The 20,808-nt window shown below is 58.2% G+C and carries 20 protein-coding genes; 10 read left to right on the top strand and 10 right to left on the bottom strand.

Features of this window, described 5'->3' with window-relative positions; translation table 11 throughout:
- Window positions 1–183 precede the first annotated feature (183 nt).
- From HMPREF3104_RS00445 to HMPREF3104_RS00455, 3 genes are read right to left on the bottom strand one after another with little or no spacing between them, the layout of a single operon-like run.
- Window positions 184–1,518 carry an SLC13 family permease gene (locus tag HMPREF3104_RS00445; protein ID WP_246816272.1) on the bottom strand — a complete coding sequence of 445 codons (1,335 nt, stop codon included), beginning with the start codon at window positions 1,516–1,518 and terminating at the stop codon, window positions 184–186.
- Window positions 1,511–2,455, bottom strand: coding sequence for a 3-hydroxyacyl-CoA dehydrogenase (locus HMPREF3104_RS00450; RefSeq protein ID WP_070493134.1), 945 nt, complete (start codon window positions 2,453–2,455; stop codon window positions 1,511–1,513). The genes HMPREF3104_RS00445 and HMPREF3104_RS00450 overlap by 8 nt, the downstream gene beginning before the upstream one ends.
- On the bottom strand, window positions 2,448–3,152 hold the full coding sequence (locus HMPREF3104_RS00455) for an SDR family oxidoreductase (RefSeq protein ID WP_246816273.1): 705 nt from the start codon (window positions 3,150–3,152) through the stop codon (window positions 2,448–2,450). The genes HMPREF3104_RS00450 and HMPREF3104_RS00455 overlap by 8 nt, the downstream gene beginning before the upstream one ends.
- A gap of 131 nt (window positions 3,153–3,283) precedes the next feature.
- Between HMPREF3104_RS00455 and HMPREF3104_RS00460 the strand changes: the two genes are divergently transcribed.
- Window positions 3,284–4,198: a LysR family transcriptional regulator gene (locus tag HMPREF3104_RS00460; RefSeq protein WP_070493139.1), complete on the top strand. Its 915-nt coding sequence runs from the start codon at window positions 3,284–3,286 to the stop codon at window positions 4,196–4,198.
- 387 nt (window positions 4,199–4,585) lie between these two features.
- Here the strand turns inward: HMPREF3104_RS00460 and HMPREF3104_RS00465 are convergent, their stop codons facing one another.
- Together HMPREF3104_RS00465 and HMPREF3104_RS00470 are read right to left on the bottom strand one after the other, a co-directional pair.
- Complete coding sequence (locus tag HMPREF3104_RS00465) at window positions 4,586–4,888, bottom strand: hypothetical protein (protein WP_070493142.1); 303 nt, start codon at window positions 4,886–4,888, stop codon at window positions 4,586–4,588.
- A gap of 242 nt (window positions 4,889–5,130) precedes the next feature.
- Entirely contained in the window at window positions 5,131–6,588 is a 1,458-nt protein-coding gene (locus HMPREF3104_RS00470) for a DUF5129 domain-containing protein (protein ID WP_083278827.1), read from the bottom strand.
- Between the two features lie 166 nt (window positions 6,589–6,754).
- Between HMPREF3104_RS00470 and HMPREF3104_RS00475 the strand changes: the two genes are divergently transcribed.
- The 6 genes from HMPREF3104_RS00475 to HMPREF3104_RS00500 all read left to right on the top strand — a co-directional run bounded on the left by HMPREF3104_RS00475 (window position 6,755) and on the right by HMPREF3104_RS00500 (window position 13,064).
- Window positions 6,755–7,891 (top strand): ABC transporter ATP-binding protein, encoded by a 1,137-nt coding sequence (locus HMPREF3104_RS00475; RefSeq protein WP_070493211.1) that lies wholly within the window; start codon window positions 6,755–6,757, stop codon window positions 7,889–7,891.
- Window positions 7,892–7,975: 84 nt separating this feature from the next.
- Window positions 7,976–9,187: a DUF4032 domain-containing protein gene (locus tag HMPREF3104_RS00480; RefSeq protein WP_070493213.1), complete on the top strand. Its 1,212-nt coding sequence runs from the start codon at window positions 7,976–7,978 to the stop codon at window positions 9,185–9,187.
- A 53-nt stretch (window positions 9,188–9,240) separates the two neighbouring features.
- Window positions 9,241–10,569: an ABC transporter substrate-binding protein gene (locus HMPREF3104_RS00485; protein ID WP_070493146.1), complete on the top strand. Its 1,329-nt coding sequence runs from the start codon at window positions 9,241–9,243 to the stop codon at window positions 10,567–10,569.
- Window positions 10,570–10,674: 105 nt separating this feature from the next.
- Window positions 10,675–11,520 carry a carbohydrate ABC transporter permease gene (locus HMPREF3104_RS00490; protein WP_052205712.1) on the top strand — a complete coding sequence of 282 codons (846 nt, stop codon included), beginning with the start codon at window positions 10,675–10,677 and terminating at the stop codon, window positions 11,518–11,520.
- Window positions 11,521–11,523: 3 nt separating this feature from the next.
- Window positions 11,524–12,426: a carbohydrate ABC transporter permease gene (locus HMPREF3104_RS00495; RefSeq protein WP_070493149.1), complete on the top strand. Its 903-nt coding sequence runs from the start codon at window positions 11,524–11,526 to the stop codon at window positions 12,424–12,426.
- 20 nt (window positions 12,427–12,446) lie between these two features.
- On the top strand, window positions 12,447–13,064 hold the full coding sequence (locus HMPREF3104_RS00500) for a MusI family membrane protein (RefSeq protein WP_070493152.1): 618 nt from the start codon (window positions 12,447–12,449) through the stop codon (window positions 13,062–13,064).
- Here HMPREF3104_RS00500 and HMPREF3104_RS11875 read toward each other — a convergent pair.
- Complete coding sequence (locus HMPREF3104_RS11875) at window positions 13,061–13,768, bottom strand: hypothetical protein (RefSeq protein ID WP_083278825.1); 708 nt, start codon at window positions 13,766–13,768, stop codon at window positions 13,061–13,063. The genes HMPREF3104_RS00500 and HMPREF3104_RS11875 overlap by 4 nt on opposite strands.
- Window positions 13,769–13,927: 159 nt before the next feature.
- Here HMPREF3104_RS11875 and HMPREF3104_RS00510 point away from each other — a divergent pair, with 159 nt between their 5' ends.
- Both HMPREF3104_RS00510 and HMPREF3104_RS00515 read left to right on the top strand, forming a co-directional pair.
- Entirely contained in the window at window positions 13,928–14,128 is a 201-nt protein-coding gene (locus HMPREF3104_RS00510; RefSeq protein WP_070493156.1) for a helix-turn-helix transcriptional regulator, read from the top strand.
- 12 nt (window positions 14,129–14,140) lie between these two features.
- Entirely contained in the window at window positions 14,141–14,641 is a 501-nt protein-coding gene (locus tag HMPREF3104_RS00515) for a hypothetical protein (protein WP_070493159.1), read from the top strand.
- A gap of 8 nt (window positions 14,642–14,649) precedes the next feature.
- Here the strand turns inward: HMPREF3104_RS00515 and HMPREF3104_RS00520 are convergent, their stop codons facing one another.
- Both HMPREF3104_RS00520 and HMPREF3104_RS00525 read right to left on the bottom strand, forming a co-directional pair.
- Window positions 14,650–16,350: an ATP-binding protein gene (locus HMPREF3104_RS00520; RefSeq protein WP_070493162.1), complete on the bottom strand. Its 1,701-nt coding sequence runs from the start codon at window positions 16,348–16,350 to the stop codon at window positions 14,650–14,652.
- 756 nt (window positions 16,351–17,106) lie between these two features.
- On the bottom strand, window positions 17,107–18,360 hold the full coding sequence (locus HMPREF3104_RS00525) for a dicarboxylate/amino acid:cation symporter (protein WP_070493165.1): 1,254 nt from the start codon (window positions 18,358–18,360) through the stop codon (window positions 17,107–17,109).
- A 145-nt stretch (window positions 18,361–18,505) separates the two neighbouring features.
- Here HMPREF3104_RS00525 and HMPREF3104_RS00530 point away from each other — a divergent pair, with 145 nt between their 5' ends.
- Complete coding sequence (locus tag HMPREF3104_RS00530) at window positions 18,506–19,006, top strand: SdpI family protein (RefSeq protein ID WP_246816274.1); 501 nt, start codon at window positions 18,506–18,508, stop codon at window positions 19,004–19,006.
- A gap of 176 nt (window positions 19,007–19,182) precedes the next feature.
- Here HMPREF3104_RS00530 and HMPREF3104_RS00535 read toward each other — a convergent pair whose 3' ends face one another.
- Window positions 19,183–20,343, bottom strand: coding sequence for a type II toxin-antitoxin system HipA family toxin (locus HMPREF3104_RS00535; protein WP_070493170.1), 1,161 nt, complete (start codon window positions 20,341–20,343; stop codon window positions 19,183–19,185).
- On the bottom strand, window positions 20,340–20,561 hold the full coding sequence (locus HMPREF3104_RS00540) for a helix-turn-helix domain-containing protein (RefSeq protein WP_201822112.1): 222 nt from the start codon (window positions 20,559–20,561) through the stop codon (window positions 20,340–20,342). The genes HMPREF3104_RS00535 and HMPREF3104_RS00540 overlap by 4 nt, the downstream gene beginning before the upstream one ends.
- Between the last annotated feature and the right edge of the window lie 247 nt (window positions 20,562–20,808).

The raw sequence follows: 20,808 nt of genomic DNA on the forward strand, positions 1-20,808 counted from the left end.
ATAGTCACGACACTGCTACCAAATAGCCGACCGCCTCATTTACAGCCGCATCGACTCTGTCTGGCGCATCGATCGCTTCTCCGGCACCGAAGCACTCAAGCGCATTGCTTTGGGGCCCGGACCCCCAGAAACCAAAGCAATGCGCTCCAAGAGCTGTCCTTACTAAGGGACTCCTTCGAGAAACTACGGAAGCATCTCGAATGGGAAGAACATTGGCGTAAGAATAATGACCAGGATCGTCAGCAAGGCTGTGATCGGAACACCGAGCCTCAGGTAGTCGCGGAAACTGTAGCCAGCAACCAGTGTTTGCGACATTGCCGTTCCGCCAATCGGAGTAGCAATCGACATGTTCGATGCCAAGGCGATCGCCAGGACAAACGTATATGGGTTAGCCCCCACTCCAACTGCGATGCCGATGAAGATCGGCGTCATCATTGCTGCCACAGCTGTGTTCGACATGATGTTGGTCAACACCACGGTCACAATCACGGCAATTGCGAGCAGCATCCAGAGGTTATCGCCGACGATCTGGACGGACAGTTCACTGATCTTCTGACCAGCACCGCTGTCATTCATGCCTGCAGCAATACCCTGTGCGAAGGCGATTAAAAGGACGGTATTCCAGTCCAACTGAGCCATAGTTTTCTTGAAGTCCACGCATCCGGTAATCAAGACAACTGCAGCACCAATGAGTGCAGTAATTTCGATTGGGAGCAAGCCGGTAACGAATGATACGACGCAGAACAGAAGTGTTGCCGTTGCAATCCACGTATGCACTGTCGGCTTAAAGTTCTCGAATTCTTCAGCACCCGGCGCGTCGCTGCCTTCGAAAGTGCCACCACCGACAACATTGACATCCGCAAAGGTGAACGACTTCTCCATTACCTTGTAGCCAATAGTGACGCAATAGAGAATCAAAACAATCAGGGCAGGGATCGCCACATACGCGAAGGAAAACATTCCCAGCCCGCCGTATCCTGACTCCTCAAGAATGCTGGAGGCGACCGGTTGCGATGTTGAGCCGACCAGTGAGATTGTTCCGCCAACGGAAGCTGCCATACCAAGGGGCATCAACAGATTCTTGTTAGACAGCCGACCAGGCGCGGCGGCGACCATTCCGCCAATCAGCGGGATAAATGTGGCTACCAGCGCTGTATTGCTCAGGAAAGCTGATGCTACACCCGCCACCAGCATCATCACTGCCAGCAGCGACTTCTCATTTCTTGCGAAACGGGATCGTAGGATCCAGCTGCCAAGGACTTTCACCACACCGGTCTCAAAGAGGGCATACCCCACGATCAACATGCCGAAGACCAAGAGAGTTACAGGTGTTGCAAAGCCTGAATAGACCTTCTTGAACTCCATCGTCCCGAAAAGTGCAAGCAACAACGATGAACAAAGCGCAGTGATCGCCAGGGGTATCCGGTCAAGGACGAAGGCTACGAGTGTAAGACCAATGATGATTAGGGCAACGTATTCCGTTGCAATGAATCCAGAAAGGTCGATCATTTTAACCATTTCCCTCCAGAGTTTGCTTGAGTTTTTCGAGTTCCAGGAGAGCAGAGTCGCGCCACGCGACCCTTTCTTCCCACTTGTCTAGCGGCATAACTTCTCGTCGTTCGGCCTCGACCCGCGAAACCAGATCAGGCTCCCACGGATCGTTTTGGCCTCGCTCCTGGCCCATCCGCAAATACGCCGGCCCCAGGCGCTCTGCGTGTTTCACGATGCCTCCGCGAGTGTTAACGTCAGCAACTTCGAATGGCCCCATGAAAGCCCAACGGCGTCCAAGCCCGTCCCGAACCACTTTGTCCAAGTCGTTTGCTCCAATTACCCCATCACGAACCAAGGCATAGGCTTCGCGGAGAAGGGCACCCTGCAAACGGTTGAACACGAATCCTTCCTGTTCAACTTTGATGAGCACCGGTTCCAAACCACAGCTCGCATAGATCTCGATTGCTCGTTCCACCAACGCCTTATTGGTTTTCGGTGTTGGGACAATCTCAATGACGGGAAGCAGATACGGTGGGTTGCCGGGGTGAGCGACCAATCCTTGCTCAATCAAGCCAGTGTCTTCCATGCTCTTCGATGCCGTAATGGCAGACGACGAGCTGGCGACAATGACATCCTGATCTACATGTTCCGCGATCTGCCGGAAGAGATCCCATTTCAGCTCAAGCTGTTCGGGAATGCATTCTTGGACTAAATCAGCCCCTCGCAATACTTCCGAGAGATCTTCACTGACGCTGAGGTGCGCTTGTACCTGCTCCTCCGTCAGTGAAGCCAAACCTGCCGCGGACAACTGCTCTGCCCTTCCACAGACCTCATCGAGAATCAGAGAGCGGCGCTCTGCCGAGGGCTCGTAGATTGCTACGTCATTACCCCCACGCAGGAAGACAACTGCGAAGGCAATACCAATTGATCCGCCCCCAAAGATCGCCATTTTCGTGTTAGACATGCTGAGCTCCTACCGTCATGCCCCCACAAACGTAGAGAACCTGCCCAGTCACAAAACCGGCTTCTTCCCCAAGAAAGAAGGAGACCGCGTTGGCTACCTCCGCTGGGGCACCCATCCGCTTAACTGGGATCGCTTCAATGATCTGCCGAGTCTTGGGGGCGTTTTCCGGATTCGCATTATTGAACAACTCTGTAGCGATAGGTCCTGGTGCAACGGCATTTGCAGTGATCCCCTGCGATGCCATTTCGAGCGCCCACGTCTTCGTCATGCCAATTAGCCCTGCTTTGGAAGCCGCATATGCAGAACGATCGAGCTTGCCCAAGGCCGCACGGGAAGAAATGTTCACCACTCGGCCAAACTGCTCTTGCCTCATCCCTGGCGCCAATGCCTGCATGCAAAGAAACGCGCTTCGCAGATTAAGGTTCATGACGGCGTTAAACTCCGCTACTGTTTGGTTTTCCAAACTGTTCGGAAAGACTGCGCCGACGTTGTTGACTAGGCGGCAAATTGGGCCACCTTCCAGGGCTTTTTCAAGCGCCGCTTGAGTCTCAACAGGATCCGAAAGATCGCAATGTATGGCTCCGTCACCATCTCTATCTAGAACAATGACTTCATAGCCTTGGGATTTACATGATTCGACTACTGCGGCACCAATTCCTCTGCTGCCGCCAGTTACCAGCACTCGATTATTCGGCACTCGTGGCCTCCTTCCAGTCATGAGCTATCCAGAACGCCAATGTGGCGTAGATAACACTGACTAGAAGTTATTGAGCGACACACATATCGTCCAATAAAAATGGATTATCACTTATAAGAAAAAGGCATACTGTGGATACGCGCAATATTCATTCATTCATCGCAGTGCATGAGGAGGCAAGCTTTTCAAAGGCAGCAGCGATACTTGGCATCAGCCAACCACTGGTGAGCCAACGTGTCCGCCGCCTAGAGCAAGAAGTCGGCGCTGAACTAATTGCCCGCAAATACCGACCCTTAAGACTGACAGTTGAAGGGGAAACCTTCCTCCCCCACGCCCGCGAGATAGCTCGCGCAGAGAAGAATGCACTAGATGTCCTTAAACACGCACAAAAGGGCGTGCGCGGACGGGTTTCGCTCGGCTACGCAGGCGCCTCAGTAAATAGTCTCCTTCCACCCCTAGCCCAACAACTCCGCAAAGAACTACCCGCGGTGGAGCTTGATTTAGTGCCAATGATCTATGCGGGGGAGGCGCAAGGCCTAGTGGCTGATGGCAAACTTGACTTGGCTTTCTCAAAGAGACCGTTGGTCAAGCCAGAACTCAATGAGCTTCTCGTGGAATTTGAGGAGATAGTTTTAGCTCTCCCACCGACCCACCCGTTGGCCTCGGAACCAGTCATTGATCTAGAAAAACTCAAGCACGAATCATGGATCATGCTTGAAGATCTAAAAGGATCCGGCCTCCGCGGCACTGCCCTGAAACTGCTCGAGTCAGCCGGCATCAAACCCAAGATCACGCAGACTGCGCCTGATTCATACACTCTCTTAGCGATGGTGAGTGCTGGCTTGGGGTGCACAATCACGCTCTCAACTGTTGTTCGTAGTGTTCACGCTGACGTCGCGATTGCGGAGATCCGTGGCGGTAGACGTTACCTAGAGGCAACGCTTGTATGGCGATCAGATCCTTCGCCCGTCGTAGAGGCAGTTGCTACCTCGCTCAAATCCTTTTTTGCAGAGCCGAGGCAGCCCACGGGAAAACTTCTCCCATAGCCCCAGTCATGGCACCTCGCCGAGAGGACTTATCCGACCCTTGTTCTCCGATGTTTAGCACTCCACGCTTAAATCGTGGTTGAAATGCCAGCCTGCGTAGGACTTTGTTGTGTGGAATGTTGGATCTCCGCGGGCTTGTGTCGCTCCCATGCAGAGCCTGTACCAGGAGGTTGGGGGATGCTGTCTGAGAAACGAAGAGCAGGTCCCCTCGCCACTCGCGCTCTAAAATGGGGGGGGTGGGTGAGCGCTCATCCGGTCACGGGGGGGTTGGACCGTGGGCGAGAGAACCTGCTAAGAGAAACTATACACACGCCTTACATTTCTTGTCTAGTCCTTAGCCAAACTTTTTTCTTGCAGGCTTTGACCAGCGGAAATGGCGCGCTCTAGCTACGCGTTGGCAAAGCTACCGTTCGGGTTATAAGGGTTGAACCACGCCATGATGGGCAGGAACAGAGCCAGCAAGACAATCACACCAATGGCAGCTCCGATGTCAGAGCTGGACTTGTTGTCCTGCGTGTTGTTCTGGGTCCCGGTGGTGTTGTTCTTGCCCTTTTCGTTTTCGCAGTTCGGGTAGCACTTCTTCGTAGTCAGAACCGGTGGCGTAAAGACTTTCGCCTGCGCCTGAGGTGCGACGGTTACAGGGGTGAATACCAGCGAGGCGGCAACGGCAGCGCCCATCAGCTTCTTCATGTTTTTTCTCTTTCAGCAGAGGGGAAACGGGACGCCGCTGACTTTACCGCGACTGCCCCGGGTGGACGCTTCAAGCAGACGCCTCAAGCAATTGCGGCAACTATCCCCGGTTTGGCAACATGCTGCCGCAATTGAAAAAAGCTCCCCCAGCACTAAACCGGCACTATCCGATGTTTGGGGCCAGGCTAAGGCGGGCTGGGGCGGGGACGCTTGGGGCGTCGGCAAGCGAAAAGCCCCAACACCTAGTACGAGCTGGAACCACCCGCACCCGAAAAGCCCGAGCTGAAGCCCGTGTTCGCGCTAAACGAAGACGAAGAGGAAGACTGCGCCGCCTGGTGGGCCTCCACATTCGAAGAATGCCAGCTGGTCAACGCCACGTACGGGATGTAGTTGGAGTAAATGTAGCCAGGATCCGTCAGGCGCGGGGCGTAGAGCTTGTTGTACTCCTTCACATCCGAGAACTCGCGGCGCTTGATTTCGGGGATGAGCTGGTTGTAATCCGAAAGAATGCGGGTGAACTGGTCTACAAATTTCGGATAATCCGGGTTCTGGTCCAGGTAATCCAGGCCGCGCTCCAGCTTGGCCAGCTCGCGCTTGAGCTCCTGGTCCTTGATCTGGCGGCGGGCCTTGATCACGTCCGTGCGCACCTCATTAATAATCACGGCGCGCTCAGCCGGATCGCCCTGCTCAACCGCAAAGAGGCGGTTGATGTTCTCCTCCGCATTACCTGTGTCCTTCACGGTATCGGCAAACTTGGCCAGCTTCTTGTGATTCTCCCACGCCTGGCGGTCCGTGCCCACCTCCAACTGCATCGCGTCATGCATGCCCAGGAAGCGGTCGCGCACCTCCTCCCACTGCTTGCGCAGCTCCGCGTTAGCAAAGGCGCTGGAGACGGAGTTGGCGCGAATGTCCAGCTCATCAATGCGCTGGCTCAGACCCGTGAACTCGCGGCCAATGATCGCATGGTTCTCGCGGGCTTGAGCGATTGCTTTGCGGCGCCTATTGCGCCCACTCGCAGCAATCGACCCACCCACAAGCGTTACGCCACCGGCTGCGGCGCCAAGGCCGATGCCAGCGGCTGCCTTGTTGCCGGCGGCGCTGTCAACCGGGTAGTTCTGCGCGGCATCAATGTCCATGGCAAGGTCCGCGCCGGCGAAGTAGCCGGCCGGGATATTGTCGTCCCGCAGCCCAGGCTTCATCGCCTCAAGGGCGTCCTCCAGGCGCTCGCCGGAGCGCAAGTAGAGCTGGTTGGCAACGTCCTCACCGGCGAAGATGAAGTTGTTGCGGCCTTTGACGTCGGTGCCAACGATCAACATGCCATCCGCAAACTTCTTGTCCAGGATTTGGTCCGGGAAGTTATCACGCAGGAAGTTCTCTACCGCGTCGTTGACGTTCTCGCGGCCCTCGTCCAGCGTGATGAAGTGGAGCTTCTTCACTGTGTCCGGGTGCTGGAGACGCTCCACGTCACGAAGCAGGCGCGCCTCATCATCCGCCAGCATCACATCCGAGGGGTCCGAGATCTCCACCGCGGGTGCCTCGGCCTGGGTGGCAATCACCACAGGCTCGGGCGTATCCGGCAGGGCGTAGCCCACCGTGCCGCCAATGCCGCCCAGCAAGGCAGTCAGGCCCAAGACGGCAGCCCAGTCCTTGCCCTTCGTGCTTCGAGATCCGCGGTAGCTCTTATTGTTATCCGGATTCATGGCGGCCATGGTACGCGCGGATATTCGGTGGGACAGGGTGGGAGGGCAGGGTGGGAGGGCAGCGTTAGGCGTCGACAAGCAAAAAGCCCCTGCGCACGTGTAACGTTTGAGCTGTACACCCCACAACGGATCGTTCGGCACGTACCTGCCGATGGAGGAGAACACTATGGCAACCGTGACCTATGACCAGGCCACCCGCATTTACCCCGGCGCGGACAAGCCCAGCGTTGACCGCCTGAACCTGGAAATCGCAGACGGCGAATTCCTCGTGCTCGTCGGCCCGTCCGGCTCCGGCAAATCCACCGCACTGCGCATGCTCGCAGGCCTGGAAGACACCAATGAGGGCCGCATTCTCATCGGGGACAAGGACGTGACCAACGCCAGCCCCAAAGAGCGCGACATTGCCATGGTGTTCCAGAACTACGCCCTGTACCCGCACATGACCGTGCGCGAGAACATCGGTTTTGCGCTGAAGATTGCGGGGATGGATAAGGATGAGATCAACCGCCGTGTGGAAGAGGCAGCGGCAACGCTGGACCTGACGCAGTACCTGGACCGCAAGCCGAAGGCCCTGTCCGGTGGCCAGCGCCAGCGCGTGGCCATGGGTCGTGCGATTGTGCGTGAGCCGCAGGTGTTCCTTATGGATGAGCCGCTGTCCAACCTGGACGCCAAACTCCGCGTACAAACCCGTACCCAGATTGCTAACCTGCAGCGCCGCATGGGCGTGACCACCCTGTACGTCACGCACGACCAGACCGAGGCGCTGACCATGGGCGACCGCATCGCCGTGTTGAACTTCGGCGTCCTGCAGCAGGTAGGCACCCCGCGTGAGCTCTATGATCACCCGGATAACGTCTTCGTTGCCGGCTTCATCGGCTCGCCCGCCATGAACCTGTCCACCTTTGATGTGGATCCGCAGACCCGCACCGCGCGCATTGGTCAGGCGAGCATCCCGCTGGACGACGCTACGCTCAACGCCCTATCCGTGGAAGACAACGGCCAGGTGATCCTTGGCTTCCGTCCGGAGTCGCTGGAACTTGTCGGCGCTGATGAGCCGCACACGATCCCGGTTGAGGTGGATTTTGTGGAGGAGCTGGGCTCTGACTCCTACGTCTACGGCCACCTGGCTGGCGGCGGCTGGCGCGAAGCCGGCCTAGAGGAAGGCCGCGAGGGTGCTGCGAGCGACCAGATTGTGGTGCGCACCCCGCCGCTGTCCGGCGCGAAGAAGGGCGACGTGATCCACGCCCGCATCAAGGAGGGCGGCCTGCACGTCTTTTCCAAGGCGACGGGTCAGCGCATCTAGCTTCTTGCTGGTTTAGCTGGTTTAGCTGTGTCTCTGGAGAAGCTGAACGTAGTTTCTCCAGCGTATGCGCCGACGCTGCTCACCATGCCGTGGTCGGTGCCGCTGGAGGAATGGGACTCCGACCTGCTTGCAGCGCTGCCGCGCGGTATTTCCCGCCACACAGTCCGCCTGATCGCCGCCGATGAGTTGGTGTTTGCGGTCAAGGAGATCGGTGAGTCTGTGGCGTACCACGAGTACCGCATGTTGCGCCGCCTGCAGGAATTAGGTGTGCCGTGCGTGGTGCCGGTGGCGGTGATCACCCACCGCGTGGATGCGGATGGTGAGCCGCTGACCGCCTGCCTGGTCACTGAGCACCTGCGGTTTTCTTTGCCGTACCGCGATTTGTTCTCCCGCGAGCTCGCCCCGTACACGGTGAGCAAGCTGATCAGGGCGCTGGCTGTGCTCTTGGTGCGCCTGCATCTGGTCAACTTTTACTGGGGGGATGTGTCGCTGTCAAACACGCTGTTTCGCCGTGACGCAGACGAGTTCCTCGCCTACCTGGTGGACGCGGAGACCGGCGAGTTCCACGAACCGCTGTCCAAGGGCCGCAGGCTTTACGACGTTGACGTAGCCCGCGTCAACATCATCGGCGAGTTAATGGATCTTCAGGCCGGCGGCATGATCGACGAAACCATGGACGTCATTGCCGTGGGCAACGAGATTGAACGCAACTACCTGGAGCTGTGGGACCTGATGACGGGTGACCTCTACGTCCAGGGCAACCAGGCGTTTGACGCGATCAGTGAGCGCGTGGCCAAGATCAACGCGCTTGGTTTTGACGTGGGTGAGATGGAGATCTCCAACGAGGGCGACATGCGCCGCGTCCATGTCCAGCCGGCGGTGTTCTCCACGGGCTTTAACCGTAGAAAATTGCAAGCCCTGACCGGCCTGGACGTCCAGGACCGCCAGGCGCAGCGCCTGCTGGGTGAGATGGAGGTCTACCGCGCCGTGCGCTACGGCGGCAAACTCCCGCTTGAGGCGGTGGCGCATCGCTGGATGGTCAAGGAATACGAGCCGGTGGTGAGCCTGATCCCGCCCAAACTGCGCGAGAAACTCGAACCCGCCCAGATCTTCCACGAGATCCTGGACCACCGCTGGTTCATGAGCCAAAACGACAAGCGTTTCGTCCCGCTTGCAGAGGCCGCCGAGTCCTACTTCGACCACGTCCTGCCCACCCACCGTGATGAAGCGATGGTCTACCGCGGGGAGTCTGCACCGGATAGTGACGCATCACACAACTGTTTTGATGGGTATTGACATGTCACTACACTGGTAAACGTACGACGTTTCCCTTAGTAGAAGGACGACTCATGAATAAGATCAGTCGCGTACTTGCCACCACGGCAGCTGCAGCACTGACCGCTACCAGCCTCGTTGCCTGCGGTGGCAGCGGTGGCGAAGCCGGCCCAAGCGTGTACTTCCTCAACTTCAAGCCGGAGCAGGATGCGGCTTACCAGCAGATTGCAAAGGAATACACCGAAGAGACCGGCGTTCCGGTGAAGGTGGTTACCGCCGCCTCCGGTAAGTACGAGCAGACCCTGCGCACCGAGGTGTCCAAGTCTGACGCCCCGACCCTGTTCCAGATGAACGGCCCGACCGGCTTTGAAACCTGGAAGGACTACACCGCTGACCTGAGCGACACCCAGGTTGCACAGCAGCTGAACGAGGACGTGACCCCGCTTGAGGGCGAGGACGGCACCGTTCGCGGCGTCCCGTTCGCTGTGGAGGGCTTCGGCATCCTCTACAACGAGGAGATCCTGGACCAGTACTTCGCACTCCCGGGTGCGGCAGTCACGTCCGTGGATGAGGTCACCAACTTCGAGTCCCTGAAGGCTCTGGCTGAGGACATGCAGGCCAAGAAGGACGAGCTGGGTATTGACGGCGCGTTTGCCTCCACCTCCCTTGCCTCTGGTGAGGACTGGCGCTGGCAGACCCACCTGGCCAACGGCCCGATGCACTACGAGTTTGAGAATGTTGGCGACCAGAACACCGCTGACGTGACCTTTGAGTACAACGAGGAGTTCAAGAACCTCTTCGACCTGTACCTGCAGAACTCCACCGTCCAGCCGTCCCTGGCACCGTCCAAGGCAGTGAGCGACTCCATGGCTGAGTTCGCACAAGGCAAGGCCGCCATGGTGCAGAACGGCAACTGGGCATGGAGCCAGATCGCTGAGGTCAACGGCAACGTAGTCAAGGAAGACAAGATCAAGTTCATGCCGATGTACATGGGTCTGCCGAATGAGGAGACCACCGGCATCAACGTTGGTACGGAGAACTACTTTGCTGTGAACTCCCAGGCTTCTGAGGAGGACCAGCAGGCGTCCAAGGACTTCCTGGACTGGCTGTTCACCTCTGATGCGGGCAAGGAGCACGTGATCAATGATCTCGGCTTCATCGCTCCGTTTAAGAACTACGGCCCGGAGGACACCCCGGCTGACCCGCTGGCAAAGCAGGTTCAGGCTGCGATTGCTAACACTGAGGTTTCCACCATCCCGTGGGACTTCCAGTACTTCCCGTCGCAGCAGTTCAAGGATCTCTTCGGTGGCAACCTGGCACAGTACGCGTCCGGCAACATGGAGTGGTCTGACGTTGTGGCCAAGTTCGTCGAGGACTGGAAGGCCGAGAAGCGCACCAGCTAAAAGCTGGGTAGCGTAAAAGCGGATCACACGTTGTCGTCGATAAGCGACAGCCCGTGGTGAGGGGATACCCCCTCACCACAACCCTCCCGAAAGAGGCACCTACGCATGCAACAGTCTTTGAAAAAGTATTTCCCAATTTTCGTTTTGCCAACGTTGCTGGCATTCCTCATCGCATTCCTGGTTCCGTTTGTGATGGGTTTCCTGCTCTCGTTCACCAACTTCACAACCATCACCAACGCAACGTGGGTGGGGTTGGACAACTACGTACAGGCGTTCAACGCCCGAGAAGGGTTCGTGCGATCCTTCGGGTTCACGGCGCTGGTATCCATCGTGTCCATCATCACGGTGAACGTGTTCGCATTTGCCATCGCGTGGGTGCTCACCCGCAAACTTAAAGGAACCAACTTCTTCCGCACGATCTTCTTCATGCCCAACCTGATCGGCGGCATCGTGCTGGGCTACACCTGGCAGTCCATGATCAACGCGGTGCTGGCCAAGTACGGCACCACGATCGTGTCTGACTGGAAGTTCGGCTTCGCCGGCCTGGTCATCCTGCTGAACTGGCAGCTGGTGGGCTACATGATGATCATCTACATCGCCGGTCTGCAGAACGTGCCGCCGGAGCTGATCGAGGCCGCCGAGCTGGATGGCGTAAGCAAGTGGGAGATGCTGCGGCACGTGACCATCCCAATGATCATGCCGTCCATCACCATCTGCCTGTTCCTGACGCTGTCCAACACGTTCAAGCTGTTCGACCAGAACCTGGCGCTGACCAACGGTGCGCCTGGCGGCCAGACCGAGATGGTGGCACTGAACATTGTGAACACCATGTTCAACCGCGTCGGTGTTGAGGGCGTTGGCCAGGCAAAGGCAGTGATCTTTGTGGTTGTTGTCGTTGTCATTGCAATGTTCCAGCTCAGCACCACCCGTCGCAGGGAAGTGGAGGCATAACCCATGACTACCAGCATTCAAGCACCTGAAGCTTCGGCCAAGAAGGCACCTGTTAAGGCCTCGGAGGCGCGCGTCTCCGGCCCGGCGAAGACCCTGATCTACGCCGTGCTGCTCTTCCTCACCGTGGTGTTTTTGGGCCCGATCTTCTTCATCCTGCTCAACAGTTTCAAGCAGAAGTTCTCCATCTCCAACAACCCCTTCGCGTTGCCGCTGGGGGACATGTGGGCTGGGTTTGAGAACTACATCACCGGCATCCAAGGCGAAGGCTTTGGCATGGCCATCGTGTGGTCGTTCGTGATCACGATTCTGTCCGTGGCCGCGATTGTGTTCTTCTCCGCCATGACCGCCTACTACATCACCCGTGTGAAGACGTGGTGGACGTCCGCACTGTACTACATGTTCGTGTTCTCCATGGTCATCCCGTTCCAGATGGTGATGTTCCCAACCGTGGCCATCGCGGACCGCCTGGGCTTGGACAACCCGCTGGGCATGGTGGTGCTGTACATGGGCTTCGGCGCTGGCCTGTCCGTGTTCATGTTCGCGGGCTTTGTTAAGTCCATCCCGCTGGAGATCGAAGAGGCCGCGGTTATTGACGGCTGCTCGCCCCTTTCCACCTTCTTCCGCGTCGTGCTTCCCATGCTGAAGCCGACCGCGATCACCGTGGCCATCCTGAACGCCATGTGGGTGTGGAACGACTACCTGCTGCCCTACCTGGTCATTGGCCTGTCCACCCCGTACCGCACGATCCCGGTTGTGATCCAGCAGTTCGTGGGCTCCCAGGGCAACCGCGACATGGGCGCAATGATGGCGATGCTGGTGCTGGCCATCATCCCGATCATCGTGTTCTACATGTCTGCACAGAAGCACATCGTCGAAGGTGTCGCCGCAGGTGCAGTGAAGGGCTAACTCGGGCTAGCCTTAAAAGGGTGTTCCACCCAGAGTCCCGTTTCATGTCCGCCGTCACGCTGATGGCGGACATTGTCATTCTCAACATGTTTTTGGTGGTCGCCTGCCTGCCGGTAGTCACGGTGGGCGCGGCAGTACGCGCGGCCAATGTGGTGGTGCGCGAGATGGTCCAGGGCGTCGGCTCGCGCTACTGGCTCCGCTTTCTTCGCCAGCTCACCTCCCACTGGAAACCCGCCACCGCCTATTGGTTCCTCCTCGTTCTCTTGCTGGGTCTGCTTGCGTACCAGCAGTTCGTGGTGTTCCAAGCCGGCGTCTCCGGCTTCGCACTCACGCTCATCCAGGCCCTCGCTTTGTCCGGCCTATTCCTCATCGCGGGGGTGACGGTGTGGTTCTACGGCCTCGCGTCCTCCCGTCCGGCGCCTTTTGGGCCTTTGCTTATCGACGCCACGTTGTCCACCCTCCGCCACCTCCCCCACACCCTCGGCGCGGTCATTGTCCTGGCGGCAGGGGTGTGGGGCGTGGTTGCGCTGCCGATCGGGTGGGCCGTGCCCTTGACGGTGTTCCTCCTGCCGGCGCTGACGATTTACGTCATCCGCCTGATCATCGCGGGGCCGCTCGGGGAGAAGCTGGACACTTAGAACGGTTCGGCGACGGTGCGGGCGAGGACGACGGCGCCTGCGTCGATACGCTCAGTGAGCGCGTTCTCAACCGCCTCGGGGGTGTCTCCGGTGAGGAACCAGCCGGTCCAGGTGGTTTTGCCGGGGGAGAAGAGGCCGTCGCCTTTGCCGATGATGTTGAGTGTGGCGTCGCGAAGCCACAGGGGCCCCACGAGCTTGGTTTGCTCCGTGCTGTCGCTCTCGGCGAGGTTGGGCTGGTACGCCACGGCGTGCACGTGGCCAATAAGCTCCTGGTACAGCGTCTCCGCTGTGGCCGCGTTGTGCTCCGCACCCAGGTAGATGACGGTGATCAGTGACATCGCGTCTGTTGGCGCGTCACGCACCCGGAAATCCGCAAGCCCGCCAAGAAACGCCGGGTACGCAGTCGGCTCGGTGGGGCCTTCGAAGAAGAAATCCTCCACCGCCTCATCACGATCCGTCGTGACAAAATCCACCAACGCATTGAGCTCATAGAGCTGCATGGTTTCCGGGGCGGGCAGGTTGTCGTAGGCGGCTTGGCAGCGCAGGTCCCAAAGGAAGAACTCGCTGTCAATCGGGTGCGGGCTTGGAGAGATCGCAACAACCTCCGCGCGACTCATAGCCACGCGGGCGCGGTAGAGCTCATACGCGTCGGCGAGGTCGTGCTCGTGAGCGACGAAGTGAGTAGAGACGATCTCATATGCCATGTGCGCCAGCGTAGCTGCGGTGTAGTGCTGGGGGAGCTTTTTTGAATTGCGGCAGCATTCTGCCAAACCGGGGATAGTTGCCGTTGTGTAAAGTTTGCTTGACAGTTGGTCGTTGCGGGTTTACATTTTGTATATGGAAGGGAACGAAAGGAGAGCGGCATGAGCATGGTGCGCAAGTGGCGGCGCTGGCTGGAACTCTCCCAGCAAGAACTCGCCGACCAAGTCGGCGTTTCGCGCCAAACCATCGCCAACATTGAGCGCGGCAACTATTCGCCTTCCGTATACCTGGCACTGGACATTTGCCGCGAACTTGGCAAAACCGTCGAGGAAATCTTCGGCGATGACGAGGAACAGCTCTAAGAAGGATTACTGATGAAGCAGTACGGCGACACCATTGTTAACTATGTTGCGGACATTGCCCAGGACGAATTCGAAGCCTCGACCTACTACAAAGCCGACTCTGTAGCGCTGTACACGTCCCTGCCAATAACAGCGCTCGTGGGTGCGATCCTTGCCTTGGTACTTCCCGGCCAGCTCGCCATGTGGTCACTGCTTGTGCTTTGCGTGCCTGGACTCAGTAGCGCCGCCGCTGCCCTCTGGATGCGCAACTACGTGCCACGGCCAGTCTCTAGCCTGCGCAAGATGCCGCGCGGCCTGCTTGTGCTCTACTTCGGCCTGGTCGCAGTGTGGCTGGCAATCATCATTATCACCGGCGCGTACAACCCCGAGGGCGAGTTCAGCGGCGCCGGCACCATTGGCGCCATCGTCGGCGCAGTTATCGGCATGCTGGTTTTCGGCGCGCTCGCCGGAAAAATCAGCGAGCGCAGGCGAGCAAAGGACCAGGCGCGTCTCGACGCCACATCTGACGACTAACCGGCCACCTAAATCCGATAACGACGGTTGCGGCTCGTGGGGGGAGCGGTTGGTGAGATCACGTTGGCGTCGACAAGCTTGCGCAAGCGAGGCCGCACACTGCTAAGGCTGACACCTAGCGCATCGGCAATCTCCCGAGCTGAAAGCTCCCCACCTCCCGCAAGAACGTTAATGATCTCTGGGTCCGCACTACCCGCACCACCGTTGGATGGGGCAAGCGTAAACCGATCGGGATCACTCGTAGGCACCAAGCTTCCTGCCGACGCAAGTCCGTTCAAGATCGCTCGCGCGTCATCACTATCAAGCCCCACATTGTCTTTCAGCTCCCGGGTAGACACCGCACCGAGGCCATGCGCAATCGCAAGCGCCACCTGTTCCTCCCTAGTCGCCTTCGGAGCAACCCGATTCAGCCACTGCGCAATCTCCGGAGTCAACAAACCGAAGCGGAAAAGCGTCACAGTGAAATCGCCAATGTTCGCAGTAAACAACGGCTGAGGCAGACCATGCTTTTGCATCCCCGACTTCATACGCTGAATTCCACTGCCCTGATTCTCCGCAACACGCGAAGAGCCCCCAGGCGTGCGCAAATGACTCAACAAGTTAGCTAGGTACTGGTTACGAGCAGTCGAGCGATTCTCCTGAATATTGTCCACCGTTCGATCACCCCAAAGACCGCCCGGATTATTGATCTCCACCCGATCCGGATAGATATCAATCTGCACCTGCCGACCCAACACCTGCGGGTTGTAATCCCTATGCATCACGGCATTGACCACCGCCTCACGGATAGCAATCTCCGGAATCTCCGGCTCATCAATCATCACAGAACCACGCTCCACAGCCCGCGTACGAAGGTTGGCTAACACAGTCTGGATTGCGTTCTCAACCGCAATCGGCAACGGACCATCACACTGCTTCCGCTCAAGAAAACGCACCTCCCCCGAAGATTTCTCTGTCTGCGGGTGTACCGCAACATCAATGAACAATTGTGGGTAAAACTGCTGCGGATACGTCCCAAGAGCAAGCGTGCCCGCAAGAGTAGGCGTGCCACCCCCATCAACAACATGCAGACGCTCAAGCGCCTCTACATCACTCTTCGTTCCGTACATAAGCCTGGACCCAGACTTAACAAAAGAGCCCAAAAGCGCTTCCCATTCCGGCTTCTCCAGATCATCCAGCGTTGCCTTCGGCGCCGGTGCCAACTCCGCCAAATCCGGTTCATACAAGGTGGCAAGTTGAAACACCTCATACGAAGATAGCCGATGATCACCATCGAACAGCCGCTTATAAGAACCGTTCCGCGGACCCTGACTTGTGACATAACAAGGCATTAACTTGCCCAACTTCGGATCATCCCTCATCGGGTACACCCTCAAGACAATCACCGGGGCGCCGTTGTACTCATCCGCTTCAGGCTCCACGCGCGGAAGCGGCGTGACACCCGGGTTCTCCTGCGAGGGGCGGAACGCATCCTCTAAGCGATCGCTCATCTGGTGATAGTCAAAATCAGGGTTCACCACAAAACGCCCAGTTTCCTGATCCTCTGAAATCCCCAGAACAATAAGACCCCCACGAGTGTTAGCAAAGGCGCTGACAGTGCTCCAGAACGCTTTGTCGAGTTTGCCCGTACCGCTCTTGGCCTCAATGCAGTGATCATCATCCCGCTGCCGATTGAGGCGCTCCATAATCCTGTTCATGCGATCACTCATGCTGTCAGTTTAGCGAATCTATAGAGTGACGGCCTCACTTTATAGAGTGACAGGTCACTTTTCGGTCAATTTATAAAGTGAGGGCGTCACTTTATAGAGTGAGGGGCCTATTCTTCGAGAGATAATAGAGTGACGGCGTAGTGACGCACAGTGATGTGCTGGCCCTGGGGCGGTGGGGGAGCTTTTTTGAATTGCGGAAGCATTCTGCCAAATCGGGGATAGTTGCATTGACTGCCAGGTGATTGCCAGGTTTGAGTTGCGATGAGTCGTAGCCGCGACCCGCCGTGCGTGTGCCACTAGCAGACAATGATTTTGGCCCTATGTTTCCCCAGGTCAGTTGTCTTTACTCAGCTTGAGTTTTGCGTTGTGTGCTAGTAGGCCCACCGGGAGCGCCTTGCAGGGAGCGACACTGCCTCACTGTTGCCTCACTGCTAGACGACATTGAAAATTACCCCGCAAACCCGCAGGTCGAATATGGAGACATTTGGCGGATTTTGCGTTGTAGTCTAGCAAGGCGTGGGTTGGGCGTGGGTGGGGTGTGGGGAGGGCAGGGGAGTGCCCGACAACAAATGCAAAAGCCCAGGCCGCAAAGCGAAATCTGGCAAACACCTGTGAGCCGTGGCAGATATCCCCGGTTTGGCAGATATTTGCCGCAATTGAAAAAAGGACCCCAGAGGTCTGGAGGTCCTTCGCTAACGGTCCTTCGCCAGCGGCAGCAGTCTGTGCGGCAGCAGTCTGTGCGGCTAGCCAGTGCGGTTAGCGGGCAGCTTCGGCGTTGGCTTCAGTGTTCGCTGGGGTGGAGTGTTCTGCGTTGGCGTCAGCGTCGTCAAGCGAAGTGCTCTTGATCTTGCCTGCGGCGAACTTGTTGATGATCAGCGCAATCGCACCATCGCCGGTGACGTTGGCGGCGGTACCGAAGGAGTCAACGACGATGTAGGCGGCGATCATGAGGGAGACCATGGACTCGTCAAAACCCAGGTTCGCCTGCAGCAGGCCAACCGCAGCCATGATGGCGCCACCAGGCACGCCCGGCGCAGCGATCATCATGATGCCCAGCAGCAGCATGAAGCCGAGGATTTGCGGGCTGGTCACATCAAGCCCACCCATGAACACGATGGCCAGGGCGTACAGCATGATCTTCATCATGGAACCCGACAGGTGAATCGTCGCGCACAGCGGGACTACGAAGCCGGCGACGTCCTCGTCCACCTTGTTCTTCAGGGTGGATGCGTAGGTGACCGGGATCGTGGCTGCGGAAGAAGAGGTACCCAGCGCGGTGAAGTACGCCGGCAGCATGTTCTTCAGGGCAACGAACGGGTTCACACCAGCGATAACACCGGCGATGATGTAGAGCAGCAGGACGATGACAAGGGTCATCACGATGGACAGCACCAGGACGGTACCGAATGCGGCGATGGTGGAGCCGAAGTTGTCATTCATGCCCAGGCTCAGGAACGTGCCGAAGATGTAGATCGGCAGCAGCGGGATGACAAAGCTGGTGACAACCTTCAGGATCACCGCGTTGAGCTCATCAAGCACCTGGTGCATGGTCCGCGACGGCACCGCGGTCATTGCAACACCGATGACAAAGGACAGCAGCAGCGCAGCCATCACCGGGAACGGCGCTGGCATTTCGACGCTGAAGAATGGTTCGAGGCCGCCTTCACTGGGGTCGTCGACGGAGGTGACTAGGCCGTCATTAAGAAAAATCGGGTAGAGCACGGTTGCGGTGCCCCACGCGATGAGACCGGAAATAATCGTGGAACCGTACGCAACGCCGGCGGTGACGCCGAGCCACTTGCCCGCCCCCTTTCCCAAGCCGGCGATGGCCGGCGCGATGAGCGCGAAAATCAACACCGGGACGAAGAAGCCCAGGAAGTTGGAGAACAGGCCGTTGAACGTGACAAACACGCGCGCAAGCCAGTCAGGGAAGAACAAGCTGCAGACGTAACCGGCGATGATCGCCAGCACAATCCACATCAGCAGCGAGTTCAGGAGTTTCGATTTCATTGCTGAAACCCTTCTACAGTGAACGGGAATTGGACAGGGCGCGGCTCATGCCTACGCTAATTTCTCATTTTCCCCTAAATAAGCACCTGTTTTCCAATTATGGGGCGTTTTCTTTGGCCGTCGCTTCGGGTTTATGCTTGGGTGCATGTCCCCGCTTGCAACCATGACCACGCTCAACGCGGTGCTTGGCACCATTTTTATCGTCCTGGCGCTTGTTTTCCTTATCGTCGGCGCCATGGCTACCGCCGGCAAACTCCCCGGCAATAATGTTGTTGGCCTGCGGGTTCCTGAGGTTCGCAAGAACGAGTCCACCTGGCGCCAGGCCCACCGTGTGGTCGGCCCCTTCTGGATTCTCACCGGTGTGGGCCTCGCGTTGGCCGCCGCGTTTGCGTTCATCGCCTCCGGTTGGCTGTGGATCGCCCCGGCCATTGCGGTGGTTGCGTCCGTTGTTGCTCTTTCGGTTGGTGGGAACTTCGGCGCCAGGGCTGCCCTGCTTGTCGACGACGCGCTGTCCTCCACCTCCGCCGATTCCGCCAGCGCCGGTACCGGTGCTGGTGCCGCCGCCCCGGCCGTGGACCTGGGTGCCTTGCGAAACGCCGCCACCCAAGCCGACAACAAGACCGGCAACAAGACCGGCGGCGAGTAACTCTAGGCGGCCAGTAGCCCCCTGACCAGCGCTAACCCCACACGCCCCACTGGCCTCATTGCAAACAAGGCCGTTTGTTACGGATGTGACTAACGCGACCTGGGGTTTTGTAAGCGACCCCGGGGTTGCTTACAGGATCCACACCCAGACCCACCCGAACCCGCCGGGGCCTACTGTCAGGGTTCGAGCTGTGAGCGTCGGAACCGTAGCTCACGCTCCGCGCCGTAGAGTGCAGAACCTTCCACGGGAATCTCCGCGAGGTTGATACCGCTGGCAACCGTGAGCGCGATTTCATTTGCACCGTGTGCGGCTTTCAGCGGGAGACTAATGCTCTCCGCGAAGGCATCCCAGTCCCTTGCGCGCAGGTTTTTAGTTTTGCCGTTCACTGTCAGTGCAAGGGTGAAGTCGCGGTACACGGCTGTGCAGGGGATGTCGTACATGGGCGCGACCTCCCAGTTACCTGCCGCATTTTGAACAACCGATACGTTTTTGGCGTGGCAGTCGCCGTTGCCGGTCAGCCATGCGAACACCAACTGCAAATAAAGCGTTCGGACTGCAATACGCGGCTGTGCAGTAACTTCGGCGAGAGCCTGGGTCACTTCTTCGGCTGTGACGTTGTATTTCTGGGATGGGGGGATGTTGAGGATCTGCGTAGCGTCTTCAAGCGGGAGCCTCCGGCCCCCATACCGATCAAAGCGTTGGACTAAGAGTCCACTGACACCGTTGCGGTCTTGGACCAGCTGTGATTGTGCAACCGGAATGCCTAACTTGGCAGCGTGCTGCAGGTGCAGATGCTCATTTTCCACAAGCTGCGGATACTCTGCGGAGCTGAGTTTCAGGATGTAGTCGCCACGATCGATGGTCAGCGGCGTGTTGATCATGGAGGCAGATGCTTTCCCTTGCACGCCGGCGAGACCCTGCGTTTCCACTGTTTCGGTCAGCGTTTGGAAGTCGAGATGCCCAGGTTCTCCCTGCTGGACGGGTGGCACGGGTTTCGTGCCCGTGGGTACCACGCGAACGTCACCAGGTAGGTCGTTGCCAATTGCCAGAAGAAGGGACAGCTCATCATCCAGCGAAGTCTTCACCAGTTTCCGGATGACACTCAAGCGGTGGCCCTCCGGCAGCAGCCCGGTGAAAAAGGCTGGTAGTGCACCGCCTTGCGAATCGACGCCCCCGTCAACCACCGGCAACGACTTCGCCACCGGAGGACCCGCATACCCGGGAAGATACGCAAAGGTGACCCCGCCGTCTTCTTTTCGCACCAGCGTTGCAACGTGGGCATCTTGCTTCCAGACGTCCGCACGCTTGACGGTCCGTAACTGTTCAAGCGAGTTCACGGCGTGACCTCCAGGCGAAGGCCGAGGACATCGAGTGTTTCTAGTGCTGCCTTGAGGCTTGGCGTTGCCGTTCCGTGCTCGAGGTCGCGCACCGTCTTGTCTGAAAGGTTGGCAAGCTGCGCCAGCTGTACCTGGGTGAGCCCGAGGGATTTTCTGGTTTGGCGGATGGTGGCGCCAATTGTTCCGGCGATGACCATCGGATCGGGACGCTGCTGCATTTCGGAAGTATCCTTCGGATTCATACGGGCTCGGACGGCATAGTGCCAGTTTTTCGCTGATTAAAGCGTTGAATCGGAAGTATACTTCGGAAAACGGCCCGATCCCACCCAAATGGGGCACGAAATCGGCCGAAACGGCAATATTCTTCGGAAATCACATGTGGGCGCAAATTATGCGCTACGCTGTCATGCGTGACTTTCAACAACTTGGCCCACGGCAATCTTCAGTGGTGGTGGCTCGCGTAGA

Source organism: Corynebacterium sp. HMSC30G07 (assembly GCF_001806945.1).
Lineage (GTDB): Bacteria > Actinomycetota > Actinomycetes > Mycobacteriales > Mycobacteriaceae > Corynebacterium > Corynebacterium riegelii.